The organism is Streptomyces roseirectus, from assembly GCF_014489635.1.
GTDB lineage: Bacteria > Actinomycetota > Actinomycetes > Streptomycetales > Streptomycetaceae > Streptomyces > Streptomyces roseirectus.
This window is the reverse complement of sequence record NZ_CP060828.1, coordinates 8,104,870-8,123,937: the sequence shown is the minus strand read 5'-3', so window position 1 is coordinate 8,123,937 and position 19,068 is coordinate 8,104,870. Positions and strand designations below refer to the sequence as shown.

The window sequence follows — 19,068 nt, the reverse complement described above, 5'->3', positions numbered from 1 at the left end:
CCCGGAGGGGAGATCCGGGATGGGCACTTTCACCCCATAATGCTGACGCAAGCGGGGAAACAGCTCACCGAGAGTCACCGCCATGGACTGGTTCACCTCCGACGCCGCCTGGCTGGGGCGTCTCCTCTTCCAGCGCGCGCTGGCCGCCGTGTACCTGGTCGCGTTCCTCACGGCGGCCCTCCAGTTCCGGGCGCTGCTGGGTGAGCGGGGGCTGCTGCCGATCCCCCGGTTCACCGCGCGCGTCCCGTTCCGCAAGGCGCCGAGCCTGTTCCAACTCCACTACTCGGACCGGTACTTCGGGGCGTGCGCCTGGGCGGGCTGCGCGGTGTCGGCCGCCCTGCTGGCCGGGGTGGACGCGCTGGTGCCGCTGTGGGCGGCGATGGCGCTGTGGCTGGTGCCGTGGGTGCTGTACCTGTCGATCGTGAACGTCGGGCAGACCTGGTACGGGTTCGGCTGGGAGTCGCTGCTCCTGGAGACCGGGTTCCTCGCGGTGTTCCTCGGCAACGACGACGTCGGCCCGCCCGTCGTGGTGCTGTTCCTGCTGCGCTGGCTGCTGCTGCGGGTCGAGTTCGGGGCGGGGCTGATCAAGCTGCGGGGCGACGCGTGCTGGCGGAAGCTGACGTGCCTGGACTTCCACCACGAGACCCAGCCGATGCCGGGCCCGTTGAGCTGGTTCTTCCACCGTCTGCCGCGCCCGGTGCACCGGTTGGAGGCGGCGGCCAACCACGTCACCCAACTCGTCGTGCCGTTCCTCCTGTTCGCCCCGCAGCCGGTGGCGACGGCGGCGGCCTCGCTGATGATCCTGACCCAGCTGTGGCTGGTGGCGTCGGGGAACTTCGCCTGGCTGAACTGGCTGACGATCGCACTCGCGCTGTCGGTGGTCGAGTGGCCGTCCGGTGGGCGGGAGTCGCCGCCCACGCCGCTCTGGTACGAGGTCGTGGTGCTGGCCGTCGCCGCCCTGCTGCTGCTCCTGAGCCACCGTCCGGTGCGCAACATGCTCTCGCGGCGCCAGGTCATGAACCGCTCGTTCGACCCGCTGCACCTGGTCAACTCCTACGGCGCGTTCGGGAGCGTCGGGCGGGTGCGGTACGAGGTGGTGGTCGAGGGGACGCTCGACGAGACGCCCGAGGAGTCGGGGCGGTGGCGGGAGTACGAGTTCAAGGGGAAGCCGGGTGAACTGGGGCGCTGGCCGCGCCAGTTCGCGCCCTACCATCTGCGGCTGGACTGGATGATGTGGTTCGCGGGGCTGTCTCCGTCGTACGCGGGGGCGTGGTTCTCGGCGTTCGTGGAGCGGCTGTTGGAGGGTGATCCGGTGACGTTGCGGTTGCTGCGCCGGGTGCCGTTCGATGAGCCGCCGCGTTTCGTCCGGGCCCGGTTGTTCCGCTACCGGTACACGGACTGGGGGGAGTTGAGGGAGAGCGGGGAGTGCTGGCGGCGGACGTACGTGCGGGAGTTCCTGCCGCCGACCCGGCTGGATCGGGGGCGGTGAGGGGCGGGGGGTGCGGGCGAGTTCAGAGGCCGTACACGCGCGTGGCCGTCGCCCCGAAGACCTGTTCCCTGTCCTCCGCCGCGATCAACTCCCCGGCGGTCTCGACGACTTGCCCGTAGCTCGCCACCTCCGTGCACACCGGCCAGTCGGAGCCGAACATCAGCCGGTCGGGTCCGAACGCCTCCAGGGCCACGTCCACGTACGGCCGCAGGCGGGCGGTCGTCCAGTCCGGGCCCGCCTCGGTGACCAGCCCGGAGAGCTTGGCGATGGTGTTGGGGTGGTGGGCGAGGGCGCGCAGGTCGTCGGCCCAGGTGTCGTGGGCGCCGGAGGCGATGGCCGGTTTGCCGAGGTGGTCGAGGACGAGGACCAGGTCGTCGTGTTCGGCGGCCGCCCTTGTGCAGGAGGGGAGTTGGTGCGGGAGGACGAGCAGGTCGTAGACGAGCCCGGCGTCCGCGACCGCCTTCAGTCCCCGGCGTACGTCGGGCCGTCGCAGCCATCCCGGGTCGGTCTCGCCCTGGACCTGGTGGCGGATGCCCTTCAGGTGGGCGCCGCCCGGGAGTTCACGCAGCCGGGCCAGTTCCTCGGCGATGCCGGGGTGGGTGAGGTCGGTCCAGCCGACGACGCCCGCGACGAGGGCGGACGCGTCGGCGAGGGCGAGGAGTTCGGGGGTCTCGTCGGCGACGGGGACGGTCTGGACGAGGACCGTGCGGCCGACACCGTGCGCGGCGACCTCCAGAGCCAGGTCGGTGAGGGTGAAGTCCCGTCTGAGCGGGCTCTGTTGGGGGATCCAGTCCTGGTCGCGGACCGTGAGGTCCCAGACGTGGTGGTGGGCGTCGACGGTCACGGCAGCTCCCAGACGACCGGCAGCCCGGCGTCCGCCCCTCCCGCGGAGTAGTCGTGGACGACGTCGAGGAGTTCGGCCATCCGCGCCTGCCAGGCCACGTTGACCGGCAGTTTCTCCAGCTCGGCGAGGAGGCGGCCGTAGTCCTCGCATTCCAGGACGTGGAAGAGATCGGTGCCACTTCGCCAGATGGTCCAGGAGGTGGCCCCGGCGGCACGGATCGCGTCCGTCAGTTCGACGGGCACCTCCCGGTGGGCGGCGTCGTACTCCTCGACGCGGTCGGCGCGGACCTTGGTGTGCAGGGCGATCCTCACGACAGCCCGGCCTCCTTCCAGAAGGCGTCCGGCACCGGGGTCGCGAACTGCTCGGCCCCGTCGAGGACTTGGTCGGCGGAGCGGGCGCCCACCAGGACGCTCGCGACGGCCGGGTGCGCCGCGCAGAACGCGAGGGCGGCGGCCCGCAGGGTGCTGCCGTGCCGCTCGGCGAGGGACTTCAGGTACTGGGCCCGTCGCACCAACTCCGGTGGCGCGGCGGTGTAGTTGTAGGTGGCGCCGGGCTTCGGGTCGGCGAGGAGGCCGGAGTTGAAGGCGCCGCCGATGACGACGGACACGCCGCGCTCCTCGGCCGCCGGGAGGAGGTCGTCGAGGGCGCCGCGGTCGAGGAGGGTGTAGCGGCCGGCGCACAGCACGACGTCGACGTCCGTGTCGCGCACGAAGCGGGTGAGCATCGCCGTCTGGTTCATGCCGGCGCCGATCGCGCCGACTACGCCTTCGGAGCGGAGGCGTTCCAGTGCCGGGTAGCCCTCGTCGAAGGCTTGTCCGGCGTGGTCGTCGGGGTCGTGGAGGTAGACGATGTCGACGTGGTCGAGGCCGAGGCGGTCCAGGCTGGCCTCGAGGGATCTGCGGACGCCGTCGGCGCTGAAGTCCCAGACGCGGCGGTGGGTGGCGGGGACGGCGAAGCCTCCCTCGGCGAGGTCGTCGCCGGTGCCGTCGGCGGGTTCGAGGAGGCGGCCGACCTTGGTGGAGACGGTGAACTCGGCGCGGGGGCGCTCGCGCAGGGCGGCGCCGAGGCGGCGTTCGGACAGGCCGAGGCCGTAGTGGGGGGCGGTGTCGAAGTAGCGGATCCCCTTGTCCCAGGCGGCGGTTATCGCCTCGCCCGCCTGTTCGTCGGTTACTGGGGCGAAGAGGTTGCCGATGCCCGCCGCGCCGAAGCCGAGGGGCGTGACCCGGACGTCGGTGCGGCCCAGGCGGTTCACTGGCCCACCGGTCGCAGGCGCAGCCCCTGCATGCCGCCGTCGACCGCGAGGGAGGTGCCGGTCGTCGCGCCCGCGAGGGGGCTCGCCAAGTAGGCGATGGCGGCGGCGACTTCGGCGGCGCTGACCAGGCGTCCGGTGGGCTGGCGGGCCTCCAGGGCGGCGCGTTCGGCGGCCGGGTCGGGTGCGGCGTCCAGCAGCCGGCCGATCCAAGGGGTGTCCGCCGTACCGGGGTTGACGCAGTTGACGCGGACGCCCTCGCGGAGGTGGTCGGCGGCCATGGCGAGGGTGAGGGAGAGGACCGCGCCCTTCGTGGCGCTGTAGAGGGCCCGTTGGGGCAGTCCGGCGGTCGCGGCGACGGAGCAGGTGTTGACGATCGCCGCGTGCGACGAGGCGCGCAGGTGGGGCAGGGCCGCGCGCGCGGTGCGGACCATGCCGACGACGTTGACGTCCCAGACGCGGTGCCACTCGGTGTCGTCGTTGTCCTCGACGGTGCCCTGCGCGCCGATCCCCGCGTTGTTGATCAGGATGTCCAGGCCGCCGAGGTCGGCGACGGCGGCCTCGACGGCGGCGCGCACGGAGGCGTCGTCGCTGACGTCGGCGCGGTGGGCGAACAGGGGTTTGTCGACGCCGGACGGGTCGAGGTCGAGGACCGCGACGCGTGCGCCGCGCTCCGCCAGCAGGTCGGCCGTGGCCCGGCCGATGCCGGAGGCGCCGCCCGTGACCAGCGCCGAAAGCCCCTCGAAGTCGTTCATGCCGCCTTGTTCTCCTTCAGGTCCGCGAGCCAGAAGGCACCGTCCGGGTAGCGGTAGCGCGCCAGGGACTCCGGCCGCATGGCGGCGGAGAAACCGGGCGTGCCGGGTGCCATGTAGTGACCTTCCCTGATGACCACCGGATCAAGGAAGTGGGTGTGCAAATGATCCACATACTCGATGACTCTGTCCTCAGTCGTCCCGGACAGGGCCACATAGTCGAACATCGAGAGGTGCTGGACGAGTTCGCACAGGCCGACCCCGCCCGCGTGCGGGCAGACCGGGACGCCGAACTTCGCGGCCAGCAGCAGGATCGCCAGGTTCTCGTTGACGCCGCCGACGCGGGCCGCGTCCAGTTGGAGGACGTCCAGGGCGCCCGCCTGGAGGAGCTGTTTGAAGACGATCCGGTTCTGGACGTGTTCGCCGGTCGCGACCTTCACGGGGGCGACGCCACGCCGTACGGCCGCGTGGCCGAGGACGTCGTCCGGGCTGGTCGGCTCCTCGATCCAGTACGGGGCGAAGGGGGCGAGCGCGTTGGTCCAGCGGATCGCCTCCTCGACGTCCCAGCGCTGGTTGGCGTCGACGGCGATGCGGATGCCGGGGCCGACGACCTCGCGGGCGACCCGGCAGCGGCGGACGTCGTCGTCGAGGTCGGCGCCGACCTTCAGCTTGATCTGCGTGAACCCGTCCGCGACCGCCTCGGCGGCGAGGCGGGCCAGCTTCTCGTCGTCGTACCCGAGCCAGCCGGCGGACGTCGTGTAGGCGGGGTAGCCGCGCGCCAGGAGGTGGTCGCGGCGGCCGGCCGCGCCCTCCTTGCCCCGGTGCAGCAGGTCGAGGGCTTCGGCGGGGGTGAGGGCGTCGGTGAGGTAGCGGAAGTCGACCTGTGCGACCAGCCACTCGGGGTCGGCGTCGGAGAGCAGCCGCCACAGGGGTTTTCCGGCGCGCTTGGCGGCGAGGTCCCAGACGGCGTTGACGACCGCGCCGATCGCCATGTGCATCACGCCCTTCTCCGGTCCCAGCCAGCGCAGTTGGCTGTCGCCGATCAGGGCGCGGCTCACCGATCCCGGGTCCGCGCAGACCTCGTCCACGTCCCGGCCGACGACGTGTGCGCGCAGCGCCTCGATCGCGGCGACCTGGACCTCGTTGCCCCGGCCGATGGTGAACGTGAAGCCGTGGCCCTCGTGCCCGTCCCCGGCGTCCGTGCGCAGGACGACGTACGCGGCGGAGTAGTCCGGGTCCGGGTTCATCGCGTCGGAGCCGTCCAGCTCCCGTGAGGTGGGGAAGCGGATGTCGTGGGTGTCGACGGCGGTGATGCGTGGGCTCACGGAACCCCTTTCGGTTGTCTCGACCCCGCATATTTATCAGACCAATTTCCCTCCTGACCACCCTCTGGAGGGGTTTTTCGGAGAATTTCCGTAGGAGTGGTCCGACCACTTCGCTCGCTAGACTCCCCGCACGGCTTCAGTGAGGAACAGACGGTGGACGACACGGGGACCGCCCCGCAGCGGGGCACGGTGACGCAGCGCGCCATCGAGCGGATCAAGGCGATGATCGCGGAGGGGCTGCTGGAGCCGGGGCAGCGGCTGCCGACCGAGCGGGACCTCGCCGCGCAGCTCGGGATGTCCCGCAGCTCGATGCGGGAGGCGATCCGGGCACTGACCGTCCTCGGGGTCCTGGAGGCGCGGCACGGGTCCGGGACCTACGTCACCGCGCTCGACGCCGGGGACCTGCTGGAGACGTTCGGCGTCGTCGCCGACCTCTCGCGGGGGGCGCGGCTCGTGGAGCTGCTCGAGGTGCGGCGGGTCCTGGAGTCGACGGCGACCGCGCTGGCGGCGGCGCGCATCACGGACGTCCAACTCGCCGAGGTCGAGGAGCACTTGGCGGCGATGAACGCCACCGACGACCCCGAGGTGATCCTCGCCCACGACCTCGCCTTCCACCGGACGATCGCCGTCGCCGCCGGCAACGAGACGATGGCCGCGATCCTGGAGGGCCTTTCCTCCCGCACGTTCCGCGCGCGCGTCTGGCGCGGGTACGCCGAGGAGGGCGCCTTCGCCCGCACCCGGCGCGAACACGCCGCGATCCACCGGGCGTTGCGGGCACGGGACCCGGAGGCGGCACGGGCGGCCGCCGCCGCGCACGTGGGTGAGGTCGAGGAGTGGCTGCGGGCGCAGGTGGGGGCCTGAGGAAACGACCGCGTGGGACGGGGATTTGGGAGGGCGGTTTCCGAAAGCGGTTGCCGGGAGCGGGAGTCGGCGTTCCGCAACGCGGCGGTCCGGGTACCCCGTTCCCGGCTCCGCATTCCGGCGTATTCCCGCCCCCCGCGTTCTCTGCTTAGCTTCGAAGCGACAGCCGTCGGCGGCCCGGAGGGGCGCCGTACGGACTTCGGGGGTTGTCGGCGCAATCGGGGGTTCGGCTGTGCAAGCCATCGCGAGAACACACGGACACTGACGCGGAATCGACCCGCGCGTCCTAGACCTGTCGAGGCGCACGTGCCCGCCTCTCCTCCCGGCACGACATCCTGACGAACCGTCACCGAGGCGGCCTCGTACGCCGCTTCGTGCTGCCCGGTCCGCGTTCCTCAGCAGCAGCAAGGAGGCTCCACCATGCCTGTCAACGACCCGCTCGACCTCGACCACCTCAGGTCGGTGCTCGACGACGCGGGCAACCCGTGGCGGATGGCCGCCACCAGCATGACCTCCCTCACCGAGGCCCAGCGCGTGCTGCGGCTCGGCGTTCCCGTGCAGGAGCACGAGGTCGCCGAGCACGAGGCCGCCCGGCAGAGCGAGCGGGCCGCCGCCCTCGCCGCGACCGCCGAGTCGATCGGCGCCCCCAGCGCCTTCGACCTGCGCAACATCGGCGGCGTCAACTACACGACGCCCGTGAAGAACCAGGGGTCGTGCGGCTCCTGCGTCGCCTTCGGGTCCGTCGCCACGCTGGAGCACGTCGCGCGGTACACCAACCGCACCCCGAACCTCGGCTTCGACCTCTCCGAGGCGCAGGCGTACTACTGCTACGGGCGTGCGGCGGGCGCCACCTGCGGCTCCGGCTGGCTGCCGGAACCCCTCGCCGACAAGGTGCGCGACTCCGGCATCACCATCGAGGAGTACTTCCCGTACACGGCCGGCGACCAGGACTGCGGCAAGCTCAACGCGGACTGGCCCAACCGGCTCGTCAAGGCCCGCTCCTGGCAGCAGGCCAACAACCCGGCGACGATGAAGGAGCTGATCTCGACCTACGGTTCGGTCGTCGCCTGCTTCTACGTCTACCAGGACTTCTTCTCCTACGCGGGCGGCGTCTACCGGCACCGGGCCGGCGACCTCGCGGGCGGTCACTGCGTGACCCTGGTCGGCTACGACGACGCCCAGCAGTGCTGGATCGCCAAGAACAGCTGGGGCCCCGGCTGGGGCGAGCAGGGCTTCTTCCGCATCGGGTACGGCGAGTGCGCCATCGAGAGCTGGCACAACGTCGGCTACCTCGGCGCCGTCATCCGCAACTGGCTCCCCGACCAGCGCATCCTCGCGCTGTGGAGCAACGAGGCCGACGCCAACGCCTGGGCCTACGGCGAACTGCGCGGCTGGCTCAGCCTCAACGGCTCGGTCGGCGCGACCGACGCCTCGATGCTCGCGGAACTCGCCGCGTCCAAGGCGAACGGCGCGAAGGTCGGCCTCTACGAGGACAACGGCACCGTCCAGCAGATCTACGCCTGGTGAGCCGGGCGCGACAGGAAACGGAGGGACGACGATGAGCCCGCAGCAGCAGGACGCGCAGTCCGCGCCCACCATCCAGGAGGTCCGCTCCTCCACCGCCCAGGACGAGGCCGGCCGGCCCGCCCTCCTCCCGCCCGGTGTGAACGCCGGCCTGGCGGGCGGCGCGCTCGGCGGCGCCGGCAAGCCCGCCGGGGACGCCATGGTCCAGCGGTTCGAACTCAACGCGGCCGGCGAGGCACGGCCCACCCTCACGCCCGAACTCCACGGCGAGCTGCGCGCGTTCGCGGCCATCACCGGGACCTGGACGCAGAACGTGACGGTGGACGGGCTCTGGTCCATCAACCAGACCCGCAACGCCTTCTTCCGCGTCAAGGGCGGCGGCTGGAAGAAGATCTACAACGCCACCGACTGGTCCTTCACCGCCCTCACCACCCTCGCCTCCCAGGCCCGCCAGACCAGCCGGCCGATCTCCTTCCGCGAGGAGGCGGACGGGATGGTGCACGAGATCTATCTCTGGTAGCGGCAACGGGGGCGGGGCTTGGGGCGGGGGCGTGGGGCGGGTGGTACATCACGCGTCACACAACAGTGACCCGCAACGCGTACTCCCCCGCCGTCTCGTTCTCCGCTCCCCACGGCTGGCGGTAGACAAGTTCCAGCCGGCCCTCACCCGCCTTCTCGGCGCGCAGCCGCAGGAGGCGGGTTCCCCCGGTCCCGACCATCATGGGCGGGGCCGGGTCCGGGGTGTAGTCGTCGCCGGTCAGTTCGAGGCCGTCGAGGCCGGTCACCTCCCAGCGGAAGCCGGTCGTGGCGTTCTCGGGGAGTTCGACGACGACGTCGTCACCGGCCCGCACGCTCACCCGTGACTCCTGCGACGAGACACGCACCTCACCCACGGGACCTCCTCGGCCGTACCTGCTTCCGGTGTACTGCGTGATATACCACCGGACCACCCGGCCAGGGCGCCCCGGGGCCGGGTTCAGCCCGCCGACATGGTCTGGGCCCGCGCGGCCTGCGTCCGCGTGCCCGCCCGCAGCGCCTCGACGACGAACGCCTCGACCTGCCGCCCCTCGCGGATGACCTCGGCGAGCCGGATCCGGTCGACCTCGGTGTCGCAGGAGAGGGCCCAGTCGGTGCGGCCGTACTGGTTCTCCTTGACGGGTATCACGTTCCACTCGTTCTCGCGGGCGTGCCCCTGCGCGCCGTCGAACCAGACCTCGTCGACGGGGCCGTACTCGGTGAGCACTTCGTACAGGGTGTTGAGCATGTGGGCGCCGTAGCCGGTGGCGTCGAGCGTCCGGAAACGTCCCGGTGTGCGGTCGTCGCCGGCCGTGCGGGGCGGGATCGTGCGCCGGGCGCGGGTGCTGCCGTTGGCGTAGACGCCGTGGAGGTACTGGTTCTCGTCGGCCGGCGAGAGGTGGACGCCGACCTGATGCCGTACCGCCGCATGGAGTCGGCGAAGGACCGCAGGACGTTTGGTGTACCGGGTCGGGTGGAGCACGAGGCCGTCGTGGTGCTTGACGGTCAGGATCGCGAGCTTGAACCCGCCGTCCGCTCCAGGTTCTGCCAGGCGATCTGCCGTGCGGTGGAGCGGACTGGGGAGGCTTTGCGGACGAGGTCGGCCTCGGTGTCGGTGGGGGCGACGGGGATGCGGGACAGGTCGGCGAGGTGGTGTGTGACACGTGATGCGCCTCGCGGACCAGGTTCTCCAGCCAGGGCGGCGAGATGTGGATACGGCAGGCGCAGACGCGGTGCGGGCCGGGTCGATGCCGACGAACGACGACGTCGCCGGTCCGCGCGGGGTCCGTGACGACCGGGACGGTGCCGTGTCCGGCGTCGCGCAGAGCGTCGCGAAGAGGAGGAGGGTCGCTGTCGCGGCGCCCAGGATCCGACGACAAGCCCGCGTACAAGGCCCCCAGGTCATCGGAGGTGTCGAATGATGAGGCAGAGTTCTCCCCCACCGCACACCCCGAGGAGCCTCCGTGACCAGCTGGGTCGGCCGTACCGCCGCAGAGATCGCCGCCGCCGTACGCGAGAAGCGGGCCACTCCCCGGGAGGTGGTCGCCGAGCACCTGGCACGGATCGAGCGGCTGGACGGGCGGGTCGGGGCGTTCCGGGTCGTGCGCAGGGACGCGGCGCTCGCGGAGGCGCACGAGCTGGCGGCGCGGGACGATCTCGCCGAACTGCCGCTCGCCGGGGTGCCGTTGGCGGTCAAGGACAATCTCGCGGTGCGGGGGGAGTCGATGCGGGTCGGGTCCGCGGCGACGTCCGACGCGCCGTCCGCCGAGGACCATGCGACCGTGGCCCGGCTGCGGGCCGCCGGGGCGGTCGTCGTGGGGCTCACGAACGTGCCCGAGCTGTGTGTGTTCGGGACGACCGAGGGGGTGCACGGGGTCTCCCGCAACCCCTGGGACCTCTCCCGGACGGCCGGGGGGTCGTCCGGGGGGAGCGCCGCGGCCGTCGCCGCCGGGATGGTGCCGGTCGCCCTCGGCAACGACGGGATGGGGTCGCTGCGGATTCCCGCCGCGAACTGCGGGCTCGTCACCGTCAAGCCCGGTCAGGGGGTCGTGCCGGCCGGGATCGGGGACGGGGACTGGTTCGGGCTCTCCGAGAACGGGCCCCTCGCGACGACCGTCGAGGACGCGCGGCTGGTGCTGTCCGTGCTGGCCGGGGTTCCGGTCGAGCGGCCCTCGTCCGCCGGGTTCCTCCGGGTCGCGGTGTCCGTGCGGAGTCCGTTGGCCGGGGTGTCCGTCAGTGAGCCGTATGTCGTCGCCGCCCGGGAGGCCGCTCGGGTGCTGAGCGGGGCGGGGCACCGGGTGCGGCGGGCCGATCCGCCGTATCCCCTGTCTCTCTCGGTGACCTCGCTCGCGTACTGGACCGCCGGCACCGCGGTCGACGCGCGGCCGCTCGAACCCGGGCTGCTCGCGCGGCGCACGCGGGTGCACGCGGCTGTGGGGCGGCGGTTCCTCGGAGTCGTCCGTCAAGGGCGAGGGCGGGAAAAGTTGCGGGGACGGTTCGAGGCGTTCTTCGCCGAGTGCGATGTGCTGATGACGCCCTCGCTGGCTCGGCGAGCGCCCAAGGCTGCCGCCTGGCACGAGCGGGGGTGGGCGCGGAATCTCCTCGCCAACACCAACTACTCGCCCCTCACGCCGGCTTGGAATCTCGTGGGGTGGCCCGCGATGTCGGTCCCCTTCGGCACGCATCCCTCCGGGGTGCCGACCGGGGTTCAGCTCGTCGGGGTGCCGGGGAGTGAGGCGCGGTTGCTTCGGGTGGCCGAGCAGCTTGAAGAGTTGAGGCCGTGGCCTCGGACCGCGCCTATGGAGTGAGGGGGGCTGTTGTGTGGCGGGTGCGGGTACGTCGTGGTTGTTCGCGCCCCTGCGGCAGAGCCGTGTATCAGACACAGCCCCGCGCCCCTAAAAACCCTCCAGCGACCCGTCCCGCCCCCACACCCTCTCCGCGAACCTCTCCCCCATCCGTCGGTGTGTCGCTGTGTCCGGGTGGAGGTCGTCCGGGAGGGGGAGGTCCTTGTCGTCGGGGCCGTAGAGGTCGAGGCCGTTCAGGTAGGCCAACTTGTCGCCCTCGGCCGCGCGTTGGGTCACGATTCGTTCCAGGGCCTCCCTGATCGTCACCAGGGTCAGGCGGCCCTTGGCTGCCTCGCCCGGGTCGCCGGTGGCGAGGAAGCGGAGGGTGCCTGCGGCGAATGCCGGGAGGTCGAGGGCTCCGGGGCCCGGGGTGGTTTCGTGGATGGGGCAGTGGATGGGGGAGATGAGGAGGATCGGGGTGTCGGGGTGGCCGTCGCGGATCGTGTCGAGGAAGCCGTGGACGGCGGGCCCGAAGGCGCGCATGCGCATGGCGTCCGCGTTGACGATGTTGATGCCGACCTTGAGGGTGATGAGGTCGGCGGGGGTGTCGCGGATGGCGCGGGCGGTGAAGGGGTCGAGCATGGCGCTGCCGCCGAACCCGAGGTTGAGGAGGTCGACGCCGCCGAGGGAGGCGGCGACGGCGGGCCAGACGGCGGTGGGGCTGGCGGCGTCGGTGCCGTGGCTGATGGAACTGCCGTGGTGGAGCCAGCGTTTGCGCCCTGACGCGGCGGCGGGTTCGACGGGGGCGTCCGTGCGGAGGGCGCGCAGCTCGGTCTTCTGCGCGTAGGGCAGCCAGATCTCGACGTCCTTGAGGCGGGCGGGCAGGCCCGTGAAGCGGACGGTGCCGGGCGGGCCGGGGGTCAGTTCCGTCGCGCCCGTCGTCATGTCGACGGTGAGCGTGTCGCCGCCGGTCGCGGCGGACTGGGCCGTGAGCGTGCCGTCGACGAGGAGGTCGTACAGGGCCGGCGGCCGGGGCGGCGCGGCGGCGTAGACGCGGGTGGTGGGGCGGACCTCCAGCTCGACCTCGGTGGCGCGGGTGCGGAAGGCGAGGCGGACGCCGGAGGGCTGGACCTCGACGGCGGCGAGCTGGGGGTCGGTGTTCCGGGCGCGGGCGCGCGGCGGGAGCCGGTGCGGGACGAGTCCGCCGTCCGGGGTGGTTTCGAGGTCGAGGGCGCCGCGTATCAGGTCGGCGGTGACGGGGATTCGGTGCAGCGGCACGGTCAACCTTCTTCGCTGGTGGGCCAGTTGCGCAGCAGCGCGTCGAGGCCGTCGAGGATCCGCTCCCAACTGGCCTGTGAGTCGGGCTCGCTGTGCGCGAAGCCGCCGGCCGCCTCCAAGCTGACGTAGCCGTGGAAGACGCTGCCGATGAGGCGGACGGCGTGGGTCTGGTCGGGTTCGGTGAGGTCGTAGCCGCGCAGGATCGCGCGGGTCATGCGGGAGTGCCGCACGCCCGCGCTCGCGGCGGCCGTCTCGGGGTCGAGGCGGTGGCGGGCGGCGGTGTAGCGGCCGGGGTGGGTGCGGGCGTAGTCGCGGTAGACGTCGGCGAACGCGGTGAGGGCGTCCTTGCCGGACCGTCCGGCGAGGGCGTCGGCGGCGCGGTCGGCCAGTTCCTCCAGGGCGAGCAGCGCGATACCGGTCTTGAGGTCCTGCGAGTTCCTGACGTGGGCGTACAGGCTCGCGACGCGGACGTCGAAGCGGCGGGCGAGCGCGGAGAGGGTGACGTTCTCGAAGCCGGCCTCGTCGGCGAGTTCCGCGCCCGCGAGGACCAGGCGTTCAGGGGTCAGCCCCGCGCGCGCCATCGTCGTCCCCTTCCCGGAGCCCGGACCGCCCAGACCGTCCGGGTCGCCCAGAATCACCTCAGGGGATTATGCGGCTGCCTAAACCCTTTAGGCAAGCTCCTTGTGCATGACGTGCAGGCCGACGAGCCCGTGCCGGGGGTGGTCGAAGGCGTCCGGGATGGTCGCGAGGATGCTGAACCCGAGGGAGGTCCACAGGTGGACGGCGGGGTTGGTCTCGACGACGGCGTTGAAGACCATCGCCCGGTAGCCCTGGCTCTTCGCCTCGGCCAGGACGTGGGAGGCGAGCGCGCGGCCGATGCCCCGGCGCCCGCGCGCGGGGTCGACCATGAAGGCGGCGTTGCAGACGTGCCCGGCCCGGCCACCGTAGTTGGGGGTGAGGTAGGCGCTGCCGACGACGGCCCCGTCGTCGTCCTGCGCGACGTACACCCGTTTCGCGGGGCTCATCCACAGCGCGCGGGCGGTTTCCTCGGGGGTGTCGGGATCCCAGGTGTAGGTCTCGGCGGCGGCCACGACGCGGTGCCAGAACGGCCAGATCGACGGCCAGTCGGCGGGGTCGGCTTCCCTGATCAGCATGGGCGCGAGTCTGGCACGCCCATGCCGTCGGACGGTTATGAGGCGGGCTCAGTCCACGCTGGGCAGGATGTGGGGCTCGGCGAGGTCGTCCTCGTAACCCGCGAGCCGGATGGGGGCGGAGTGCGCCCACACGTCGAGGCTGCCGAGTTCTCCGGGCCGCCTGGCCGAGCGCTCCGCGCGTTCCTCGGGGCGTTGCTCGCGTTTCGTGTTCTCCGGTGTCACCGCGCACTCCTTATGTGTTCGGGTCACCCTCGGGGCGGGCCGGTCACTCTACGGGCCGGCGCCTGAAGCACCCTCGGGAAAAGCTTGAAGGCGGTCCGGGCGCGGTGGCGCCGACAACTCCTGGGCGCGCAGGCCGTGATGGACCGGCCTGCCCCACGGCGGACGATGGGCTCGGGTGGGATCCCTGTACTGCTGACCGCCGAGCCCTAGGGTAACCAAATGAGCGGGGGTCCGCTCGATAGCGCTGAAAATTTGACGTAACGATGACACGTCACCTCCATGTCATCCCTTGTCGGTTGACGTCCCGGGCGCGTTCCCGCCCCCCGGCGGTTCATCCGTTCGGCGTAGGGCCGCTCAGTTCAGGTGCCGTTGGCCCGTCCGCAAGGTCGCCATGGTCTGCTGGCTCGCGCACCGGCTGTCTCGCGGGAGGACCGACGGATGGAGCTGCGCAGCGTCGAGGAGCTGATGGACCTGCTGTACGCGTGCAGGGGTGTGCGCGCACCGGGTGCCACGGCCGATCTGCACGACCTCGCCCTGCGGACGGCCGCCCTGCTGCGCCGCGGTCGCCCCGCCGACAAGGAGCTCCAGCTCGCGGGGCTCGTCCACCCGGTCGGCCACGTCCTGTGCCCCGCCGACCCGGCGCGGCGCGCCGACCGCACCGCCGACGCCGTCCGCCCCCTCCTCGGCCCCCGTGTCGCCGCGCTGCTGCGCCGGCATCCCCGGCCCGCGCACCTCCTCGCCGACGACGATCTCGCCCGGCTCGCCCACGCGGCCGAGGAGGCGCGGGGCGCCGGGTTCGACGCGGGGGTGCTGGAGGACTGGCGGACGGTCCTGCACATCGTCGCCGGGCGCAACTCGCCGCTGGGGGCGGTGGATTGACGACGCGTGGCGCAACTCGCCGCCGCCTGGGGAACCTTGACTCCCTCTCACCGGGCGCTGTCATCTGACGACCCGTCATGAGACCGTACGCCGATGACGTCGTACTCACTGCACGGCAGGGCGGCCCTCGTCACCGGCGCCACCAAGGGCATCGGTCTCGCCGTCGCCCGCGCGCTCACCGAGGCGGGTGCGCGGGTCTGCGTCACCGCCCGTGACTCCGTCGAAGTACGCCGCGTGGCACGGGAGTTGGACGGTGCGGGTCTCCCCGGTGACCTCGCGGACCCGGCGCTCCCCCGGGCTCTCGTCGCCCTCGCCCTGCGTGAGTTCGGGCGCCTGGACGTCCTGGTCAACAACGCGGCGGTCAATCAGCCGCTGGGCCCGCTGATGGACGCCGAACCCGCGTTGTGGGCCCGTGCGTTCGCCGTCAACGTCGGGGCCCCGCTGCGGCTGACGCAGTGCGCGTGGCGGGGGTGGATGCGCGAGCACGGCGGCGCGGTCGTCAACGTCTGCACCGAGGGCGCCGTCCATGTGGGCGCCGGGGTGGGCGCGTACAGCGTCAGCAAGGCGGCGCTGCTGCGGCTCACCGAGCAGTTGGCGGGTGAGCTGGGTCCTGGCGTCCGGGTGAACTCGGTGTCGCCGGGGCTGACGCGGACCGGGATGGCGCGGTTCGCGTGGGAGGGGCGGACGCCGGACGGGCTCCCCCTGGAGCGGTTCGGGGAGCCCGAGGACGTCGCGCGGGCGGTGCTGTGGCTGGTGTCGGGCGAGGCGGACTGGGTGACCGGCGCCGATCTGCTGGTCGACGGCGGAACCCGGGTGCGCCGGGCCCGGGTTCACCACTTGCCGGGCGCGTAGTCCTTCAGGAAGACGCCGTACAGATCCTCGCCCGCCTCGCCGCGCACGACCGGGTCGTACACGCGGGCGGCACCGTCGACGAGGTCGAGCGGCGCGTGGAACCCGGCCTCGGCGAGGCGGAGTTTGTCGTAGTGGGGGCGCTCGTCGGTGATCCAGCCCGTGTCGACGGACGTCATGAGGATGCCGTCCGTCTGGAACATCTCCTCCGCGCTGGTGCGCGTGACCATGTTCATCGCGGCCTTCGCGGCGTTGGTGTTGGGGTGGCCCGCGCCCTTGTAGCCACGGCCGAACACCCCTTCCATCGCCGAGACGTTGACGACGTACGCGCGCTTGCTGGGCGCCTTGCGGGCGGCCTCGGCCATGCTCGCGCGCAGGGCGCTGATGAGGATGAACGGGGCCGTGTAGTTGCAGAGTTGGGTCTCCAGCAGTTCGACGGGCGAGATCTGCTCGATGGACTGGACCCAGGTGTTGGTGTCGACGACGTCCGGGACGAGGCCGCCCGCGTCGATGGCGGTGCCGTCGAGGTGGCGGGCGACGCTGGCGTTCCCGGCGACGAGGGCGAGGTCGGCGACCTTCTGGGCCTCGATGCCGGAGGTGCCCAGCGGCAGCGCGGCCAGGCCGTCGACCGCGCCGGAGCCGAACGCGCCGATGACGTGGTGCGCGGGGAGTTCCCCGGCGGGCAGCGGCGCGGACTCGCCGTCGACGAGGGCCGCGTACGCGGAGGGCAGCCGGCGGACCGTCTGGGTGGCGTTGTTGATCAGGATGTCGAGCGGGCCCGCCGCGGCCGTCTGTTCGGCGAGGGCGACGGCCTGGGCGGGGTCGCGCAGGTCGATGCCGACGACTTCGAGGCGGTGGATCCAGTCGGCGGAGTCGTCCATCGCCGTGAAGCGGCGGATGGCGTCCTTGGGGAAGCGGGTGGTGATCGTGGTGTGCGCGCCGTCGCGCAGCAGGCGCAGCGCGATGTACATGCCGATCTTGGCACGGCCGCCGGTCAGCAGGGCGCGCTTGCCGGTGAGGTCGGCGCGGACGTCGCGCTTGGCGCGGTTGACGGCCGCGCAGTCCGGACAGAGCTGGTGGTAGAAGTAGTCGACCTCGACGTAGCGGGCCTTGCAGGTGTAGCAGGAGCGCGGGCGCTGCAGGACGCCGGCGATGCGGCCCGCCTCGGTGACCGAGGACGGCAGCAGGCCCTCCGTCTCGTCGTCGATGCGCTGCGCGGAGCCGGTCGCGGTGGCCTCGGTGACGGCCTTGTCGTGGGCGGTCTTCGCGGCGCGGCGCTCCTGGCGGCGGCGCTGCTTGACCGTGCGGTAGATGCCGGCGGTGGCGCGGCGCACGGCGATCGCGTCGGGGTGGTCCACTTCGAGCTTGTCCAGCTCGTCCAGCACGCTGAGGCAGACGGCCAGCCGCTCGGGGTCGATCCCGGGGCCGTACGCGACCTCGCCGTCCTCTGTCACCGTCATCGCGCTGTGTTCCTCGACTCGCCGTGCGGCGCGCCGGTCGCGCCCGCTTTCGAACGGGTGATTCTACGGAGCGCCCCGGCTCTCCTCCAAACCCGTCGCGGTCGCCGTGACCAGCGTCTCCACCTCGGCGCGCACGGCGTCCGCGAGCCGGTCGAGGTCGGGCACGGCGGCGCCGTCCGCGACGAGGCCGACGTGCACGCGCCCGCGGTAGCTCGACAGGGCGACGGCGAGCGCCTGCCCGCGCGCGAGGGGCGCGTACGGATACACCTCGACGACGGGATGCCCGCCGAGCCTCAGCCCCACGCCGGGCAGCGGCACGCTGGTCACGAGGACGTCGAACCACAGCCGCGCGGCGTGCCCGGCGACCGGCCCCGCGAGCCGGTGCCCGAGCGCGGGCACGTGGTCGGCGAGCAGCGCGACGGCTCCCGCGCCCCGGCGGGGACCGGCGTCCTTGTTGCGGTCCATCGCCCCGCGCACGGCGGCCAGCCGCGCGAGCGGATCCGCCTGGTCCACGGGCAGCCGCACGAGGTACCCCGAGAGCCGGTTCCCCTGCGGATGAGCGGTACGGGGACGGCGCTGGGACACCGGGACGAGCGCGCGCGGGGTGACGTCGGTCCGCTCCCCGCGCCCGTCGAGCCACCGCCGCAGCGCCCCGGCGACCACCCCGATCAGCACGTCGTTGACGGTCCCCCCGACGGCCTTGCGCACCCGGTGCACGTCATCGACGTCGATGACGACCCCGGCGGTACGGCGCGTACCGGTGGGCTCGGAGCCGAGGGCCGGGGTGGAGCGGACGGCGAGACCGGACACGGCGACGGAGACGCCGATGTCGAGGGCACGCCCGGCGCCGGACACCGCGTCCTGGAGCCGGCCGGGAAACGCGACGGCACCGGCGAGGACGTCGGCGACGGGCTCGGCGGCGGCGTCGAGGAGGGGGGCGGCTCGGCGGGCGGTGGCCGAGAGGGCGGCGAGGGAGGGGGCGGCGGTGTGCCGGGCCGCGCCGGACAGGGCGCCGGACAGGGCGCTGGACAGCGGTGCGGCGCCTTGCCGGGCCGGTCCCGAGGCGGCGTCGGTCGCCGAGGTGGGCGGCTCCGCCGTACCGCTCAGTGCGTCGCGCACCACGCCCGCCGAGAGCGCGGGCAGGCTCGCCGTACGGCTGAGCGCCCCGCGCACCGGGCCGGGCAGCGCGGCGTGCGCCGACGTCAGGAGTCCCGTCGCGCTCTTCAGCGCGCCGCGTCCCGGCAGGGCCGCTCGCGCCACTCCCGCCAGGCGCCGTACCCCCGTCGGTGTCTCCGCGTGCGCGGGCCGGCTGCGGGGTGGTGGTCCCTCCATCGGGTCCAGTAGCGCCGCCGCGAGTGTCAGGGCGCGCAGCCCGTCCGCGAGGGCGTGGTGGAACTTGAACAGGACGGCGAACGTCACCCCGTCCTCACCCGGCAGGACGTGGGCCTCCCAAGGGGGACGCGTCCGGTCGAGGGGGCGTTGCATGAGGTGGCCCGCCTCCGTCTGGAAGTCGGGGGTGGGGGCGTGGAGGAGGACGTGGTGGAGGGGGTCGAAGCCGGGAGCGGGTTCGCGGACGGCGGCGCCGAAGGAGAGGGGGTGCCAGGTGTCGCGGATGCGCATGCGCAGTCCGGGGACGCCGGGCGCGCGGGCGGCGAGGAGGTCGGCGGCGTGGGCGCCCGCGGTGGGTGAGTGCGCGGTGAAGACGCCGAGGGCGCCGAGGTGCATCGGGTGTGCGGCGGACTCCAGGTTCCAGAACGCCAGGTCGAGGGGGGCGAGCAGGTCGGCGGTCACAGGCTTGCCTCGCGTCGGCGACGGGTGGAGCAGCAGTCAAACCCGTTCGAGCGATTACGGTCAAGTACGATCAAGCTACGCTCAGTTAACAA

The 19,068-nt window shown here is 72.8% G+C and carries 20 protein-coding genes; 7 read left to right on the top strand and 13 right to left on the bottom strand.

Features of this window, described 5'->3' with window-relative positions:
- The first annotated feature begins 82 nt into the window (after positions 1-82).
- Positions 83-1,489: a lipase maturation factor family protein gene (locus IAG44_RS35145; protein ID WP_187751103.1), complete on the top strand. Its 1,407-nt coding sequence runs from the start codon at positions 83-85 to the stop codon at positions 1,487-1,489.
- A 22-nt stretch (positions 1,490-1,511) separates the two neighbouring features.
- Here IAG44_RS35145 and IAG44_RS35140 read toward each other — a convergent pair whose 3' ends face one another.
- From IAG44_RS35140 to IAG44_RS35120, 5 genes are read right to left on the bottom strand one after another with little or no spacing between them, the layout of a single operon-like run.
- Positions 1,512-2,333: an amidohydrolase family protein gene (locus tag IAG44_RS35140; RefSeq protein WP_187751102.1), complete on the bottom strand. Its 822-nt coding sequence runs from the start codon at positions 2,331-2,333 to the stop codon at positions 1,512-1,514.
- Complete coding sequence (locus IAG44_RS35135) at positions 2,330-2,644, bottom strand: L-rhamnose mutarotase (RefSeq protein WP_187751101.1); 315 nt, start codon at positions 2,642-2,644, stop codon at positions 2,330-2,332. The genes IAG44_RS35140 and IAG44_RS35135 overlap by 4 nt, the downstream gene beginning before the upstream one ends.
- Positions 2,641-3,585 (bottom strand): aldo/keto reductase, encoded by a 945-nt coding sequence (locus tag IAG44_RS35130; protein ID WP_187751100.1) that lies wholly within the window; start codon positions 3,583-3,585, stop codon positions 2,641-2,643. The genes IAG44_RS35135 and IAG44_RS35130 overlap by 4 nt, the downstream gene beginning before the upstream one ends.
- Positions 3,582-4,337, bottom strand: a complete 756-nt coding sequence (locus tag IAG44_RS35125) for an SDR family NAD(P)-dependent oxidoreductase (protein WP_187751099.1) — start codon at positions 4,335-4,337, stop codon at positions 3,582-3,584. Before IAG44_RS35125 ends, IAG44_RS35130 begins: the two co-directional genes overlap by 4 nt.
- Complete coding sequence (locus IAG44_RS35120; RefSeq protein ID WP_187751098.1) at positions 4,334-5,659, bottom strand: L-fuconate dehydratase; 1,326 nt, start codon at positions 5,657-5,659, stop codon at positions 4,334-4,336. Before IAG44_RS35120 ends, IAG44_RS35125 begins: the two co-directional genes overlap by 4 nt.
- A 153-nt stretch (positions 5,660-5,812) precedes the next feature.
- Between IAG44_RS35120 and IAG44_RS35115 the strand changes: the two genes are divergently transcribed.
- The 3 genes from IAG44_RS35115 (at position 5,813) to IAG44_RS35105 (ending at position 8,564) form a co-directional block, all read left to right on the top strand.
- A complete protein-coding gene (locus tag IAG44_RS35115; protein ID WP_187751097.1) occupies positions 5,813-6,520 on the top strand; it encodes a FadR/GntR family transcriptional regulator in 708 nt (235 codons plus the stop codon).
- A 420-nt stretch (positions 6,521-6,940) separates the two neighbouring features.
- Positions 6,941-8,047, top strand: a complete 1,107-nt coding sequence (locus tag IAG44_RS35110; protein ID WP_187751096.1) for a C1 family peptidase — start codon at positions 6,941-6,943, stop codon at positions 8,045-8,047.
- A gap of 31 nt (positions 8,048-8,078) precedes the next feature.
- Positions 8,079-8,564 carry a hypothetical protein gene (locus tag IAG44_RS35105; protein ID WP_187751095.1) on the top strand — a complete coding sequence of 162 codons (486 nt, stop codon included), beginning with the start codon at positions 8,079-8,081 and terminating at the stop codon, positions 8,562-8,564.
- Between the two features lie 55 nt (positions 8,565-8,619).
- Here the strand turns inward: IAG44_RS35105 and IAG44_RS35100 are convergent, their stop codons facing one another.
- On the bottom strand, positions 8,620-8,937 hold the full coding sequence (locus IAG44_RS35100) for a protease inhibitor I42 family protein (protein WP_187751094.1): 318 nt from the start codon (positions 8,935-8,937) through the stop codon (positions 8,620-8,622).
- An 83-nt stretch (positions 8,938-9,020) separates the two neighbouring features.
- Positions 9,021-9,965, bottom strand: coding sequence for an alpha-L-fucosidase (locus tag IAG44_RS35095; protein ID WP_246562275.1), 945 nt, complete (start codon positions 9,963-9,965; stop codon positions 9,021-9,023).
- Between the two features lie 58 nt (positions 9,966-10,023).
- Here IAG44_RS35095 and IAG44_RS35090 point away from each other — a divergent pair, with 58 nt between their 5' ends.
- Positions 10,024-11,367 (top strand): amidase, encoded by a 1,344-nt coding sequence (locus IAG44_RS35090; protein WP_187751093.1) that lies wholly within the window; start codon positions 10,024-10,026, stop codon positions 11,365-11,367.
- 87 nt (positions 11,368-11,454) lie between these two features.
- Here IAG44_RS35090 and IAG44_RS35085 read toward each other — a convergent pair whose 3' ends face one another.
- The 4 genes from IAG44_RS35085 to IAG44_RS35070 all read right to left on the bottom strand — a co-directional run bounded on the left by IAG44_RS35085 (position 11,455) and on the right by IAG44_RS35070 (position 13,997).
- Positions 11,455-12,627: a GDSL-type esterase/lipase family protein gene (locus tag IAG44_RS35085; protein ID WP_425508488.1), complete on the bottom strand. Its 1,173-nt coding sequence runs from the start codon at positions 12,625-12,627 to the stop codon at positions 11,455-11,457.
- On the bottom strand, positions 12,624-13,202 hold the full coding sequence (locus IAG44_RS35080; RefSeq protein WP_187752981.1) for a TetR/AcrR family transcriptional regulator: 579 nt from the start codon (positions 13,200-13,202) through the stop codon (positions 12,624-12,626). The genes IAG44_RS35085 and IAG44_RS35080 overlap by 4 nt, the downstream gene beginning before the upstream one ends.
- Positions 13,203-13,289: 87 nt before the next feature.
- Positions 13,290-13,775 carry a GNAT family N-acetyltransferase gene (locus tag IAG44_RS35075; RefSeq protein WP_187751091.1) on the bottom strand — a complete coding sequence of 162 codons (486 nt, stop codon included), beginning with the start codon at positions 13,773-13,775 and terminating at the stop codon, positions 13,290-13,292.
- A 48-nt stretch (positions 13,776-13,823) separates the two neighbouring features.
- Positions 13,824-13,997 (bottom strand): hypothetical protein, encoded by a 174-nt coding sequence (locus IAG44_RS35070; RefSeq protein ID WP_187751090.1) that lies wholly within the window; start codon positions 13,995-13,997, stop codon positions 13,824-13,826.
- Positions 13,998-14,435: 438 nt separating this feature from the next.
- On the opposite strand from IAG44_RS35070, the gene IAG44_RS35065 reads away from it, so the two are divergent.
- Both IAG44_RS35065 and IAG44_RS35060 read left to right on the top strand, forming a co-directional pair.
- Complete coding sequence (locus IAG44_RS35065; protein WP_187751089.1) at positions 14,436-14,876, top strand: hypothetical protein; 441 nt, start codon at positions 14,436-14,438, stop codon at positions 14,874-14,876.
- A gap of 93 nt (positions 14,877-14,969) precedes the next feature.
- Positions 14,970-15,728, top strand: a complete 759-nt coding sequence (locus tag IAG44_RS35060) for an SDR family oxidoreductase (RefSeq protein ID WP_187751088.1) — start codon at positions 14,970-14,972, stop codon at positions 15,726-15,728.
- On the opposite strand, the gene IAG44_RS35055 is transcribed toward IAG44_RS35060, so the two are convergent.
- Together IAG44_RS35055 and IAG44_RS43860 are read right to left on the bottom strand one after the other, a co-directional pair.
- On the bottom strand, positions 15,707-17,185 hold the full coding sequence (locus tag IAG44_RS35055) for an SDR family NAD(P)-dependent oxidoreductase (protein ID WP_187751087.1): 1,479 nt from the start codon (positions 17,183-17,185) through the stop codon (positions 15,707-15,709). The two genes, IAG44_RS35060 and IAG44_RS35055, sit on opposite strands and share 22 nt — an antisense overlap.
- 63 nt (positions 17,186-17,248) lie before the next feature.
- Entirely contained in the window at positions 17,249-18,910 is a 1,662-nt protein-coding gene (locus IAG44_RS43860; protein WP_425508541.1) for a wax ester/triacylglycerol synthase domain-containing protein, read from the bottom strand.
- Positions 18,911-19,068 lie beyond the last annotated feature (158 nt).

What these genes read in the sequence shown, in the direction of transcription:
- IAG44_RS35145 (WP_187751103.1), top strand. Translation starts at nt 83, where the DNA reads ATGGACTGGTTCACCTCCGACGCCGCCTGGCTGGGGCGTCTCCTCTTC.
- IAG44_RS35125 (WP_187751099.1), bottom strand. Translation starts at nt 4,337, where the DNA reads ATGAACGACTTCGAGGGGCTTTCGGCGCTGGTCACGGGCGGCGCCTCC.
- IAG44_RS35110 (WP_187751096.1), top strand. Translation starts at nt 6,941, where the DNA reads ATGCCTGTCAACGACCCGCTCGACCTCGACCACCTCAGGTCGGTGCTC.
- IAG44_RS35105 (WP_187751095.1), top strand. Translation starts at nt 8,079, where the DNA reads ATGAGCCCGCAGCAGCAGGACGCGCAGTCCGCGCCCACCATCCAGGAG.
- IAG44_RS35095 (WP_246562275.1), bottom strand. Translation starts at nt 9,965, where the DNA reads ATGACCTGGGGGCCTTGTACGCGGGCTTGTCGTCGGATCCTGGGCGCC.
- IAG44_RS35080 (WP_187752981.1), bottom strand. Translation starts at nt 13,202, where the DNA reads ATGGCGCGCGCGGGGCTGACCCCTGAACGCCTGGTCCTCGCGGGCGCG.
- IAG44_RS35075 (WP_187751091.1), bottom strand. Translation starts at nt 13,775, where the DNA reads ATGCTGATCAGGGAAGCCGACCCCGCCGACTGGCCGTCGATCTGGCCG.
- IAG44_RS35065 (WP_187751089.1), top strand. Translation starts at nt 14,436, where the DNA reads ATGGAGCTGCGCAGCGTCGAGGAGCTGATGGACCTGCTGTACGCGTGC.
- IAG44_RS35060 (WP_187751088.1), top strand. Translation starts at nt 14,970, where the DNA reads ATGACGTCGTACTCACTGCACGGCAGGGCGGCCCTCGTCACCGGCGCC.
- IAG44_RS35055 (WP_187751087.1), bottom strand. Translation starts at nt 17,185, where the DNA reads ATGACGGTGACAGAGGACGGCGAGGTCGCGTACGGCCCCGGGATCGAC.
- IAG44_RS43860 (WP_425508541.1), bottom strand. Translation starts at nt 18,910, where the DNA reads ATGCACCTCGGCGCCCTCGGCGTCTTCACCGCGCACTCACCCACCGCG.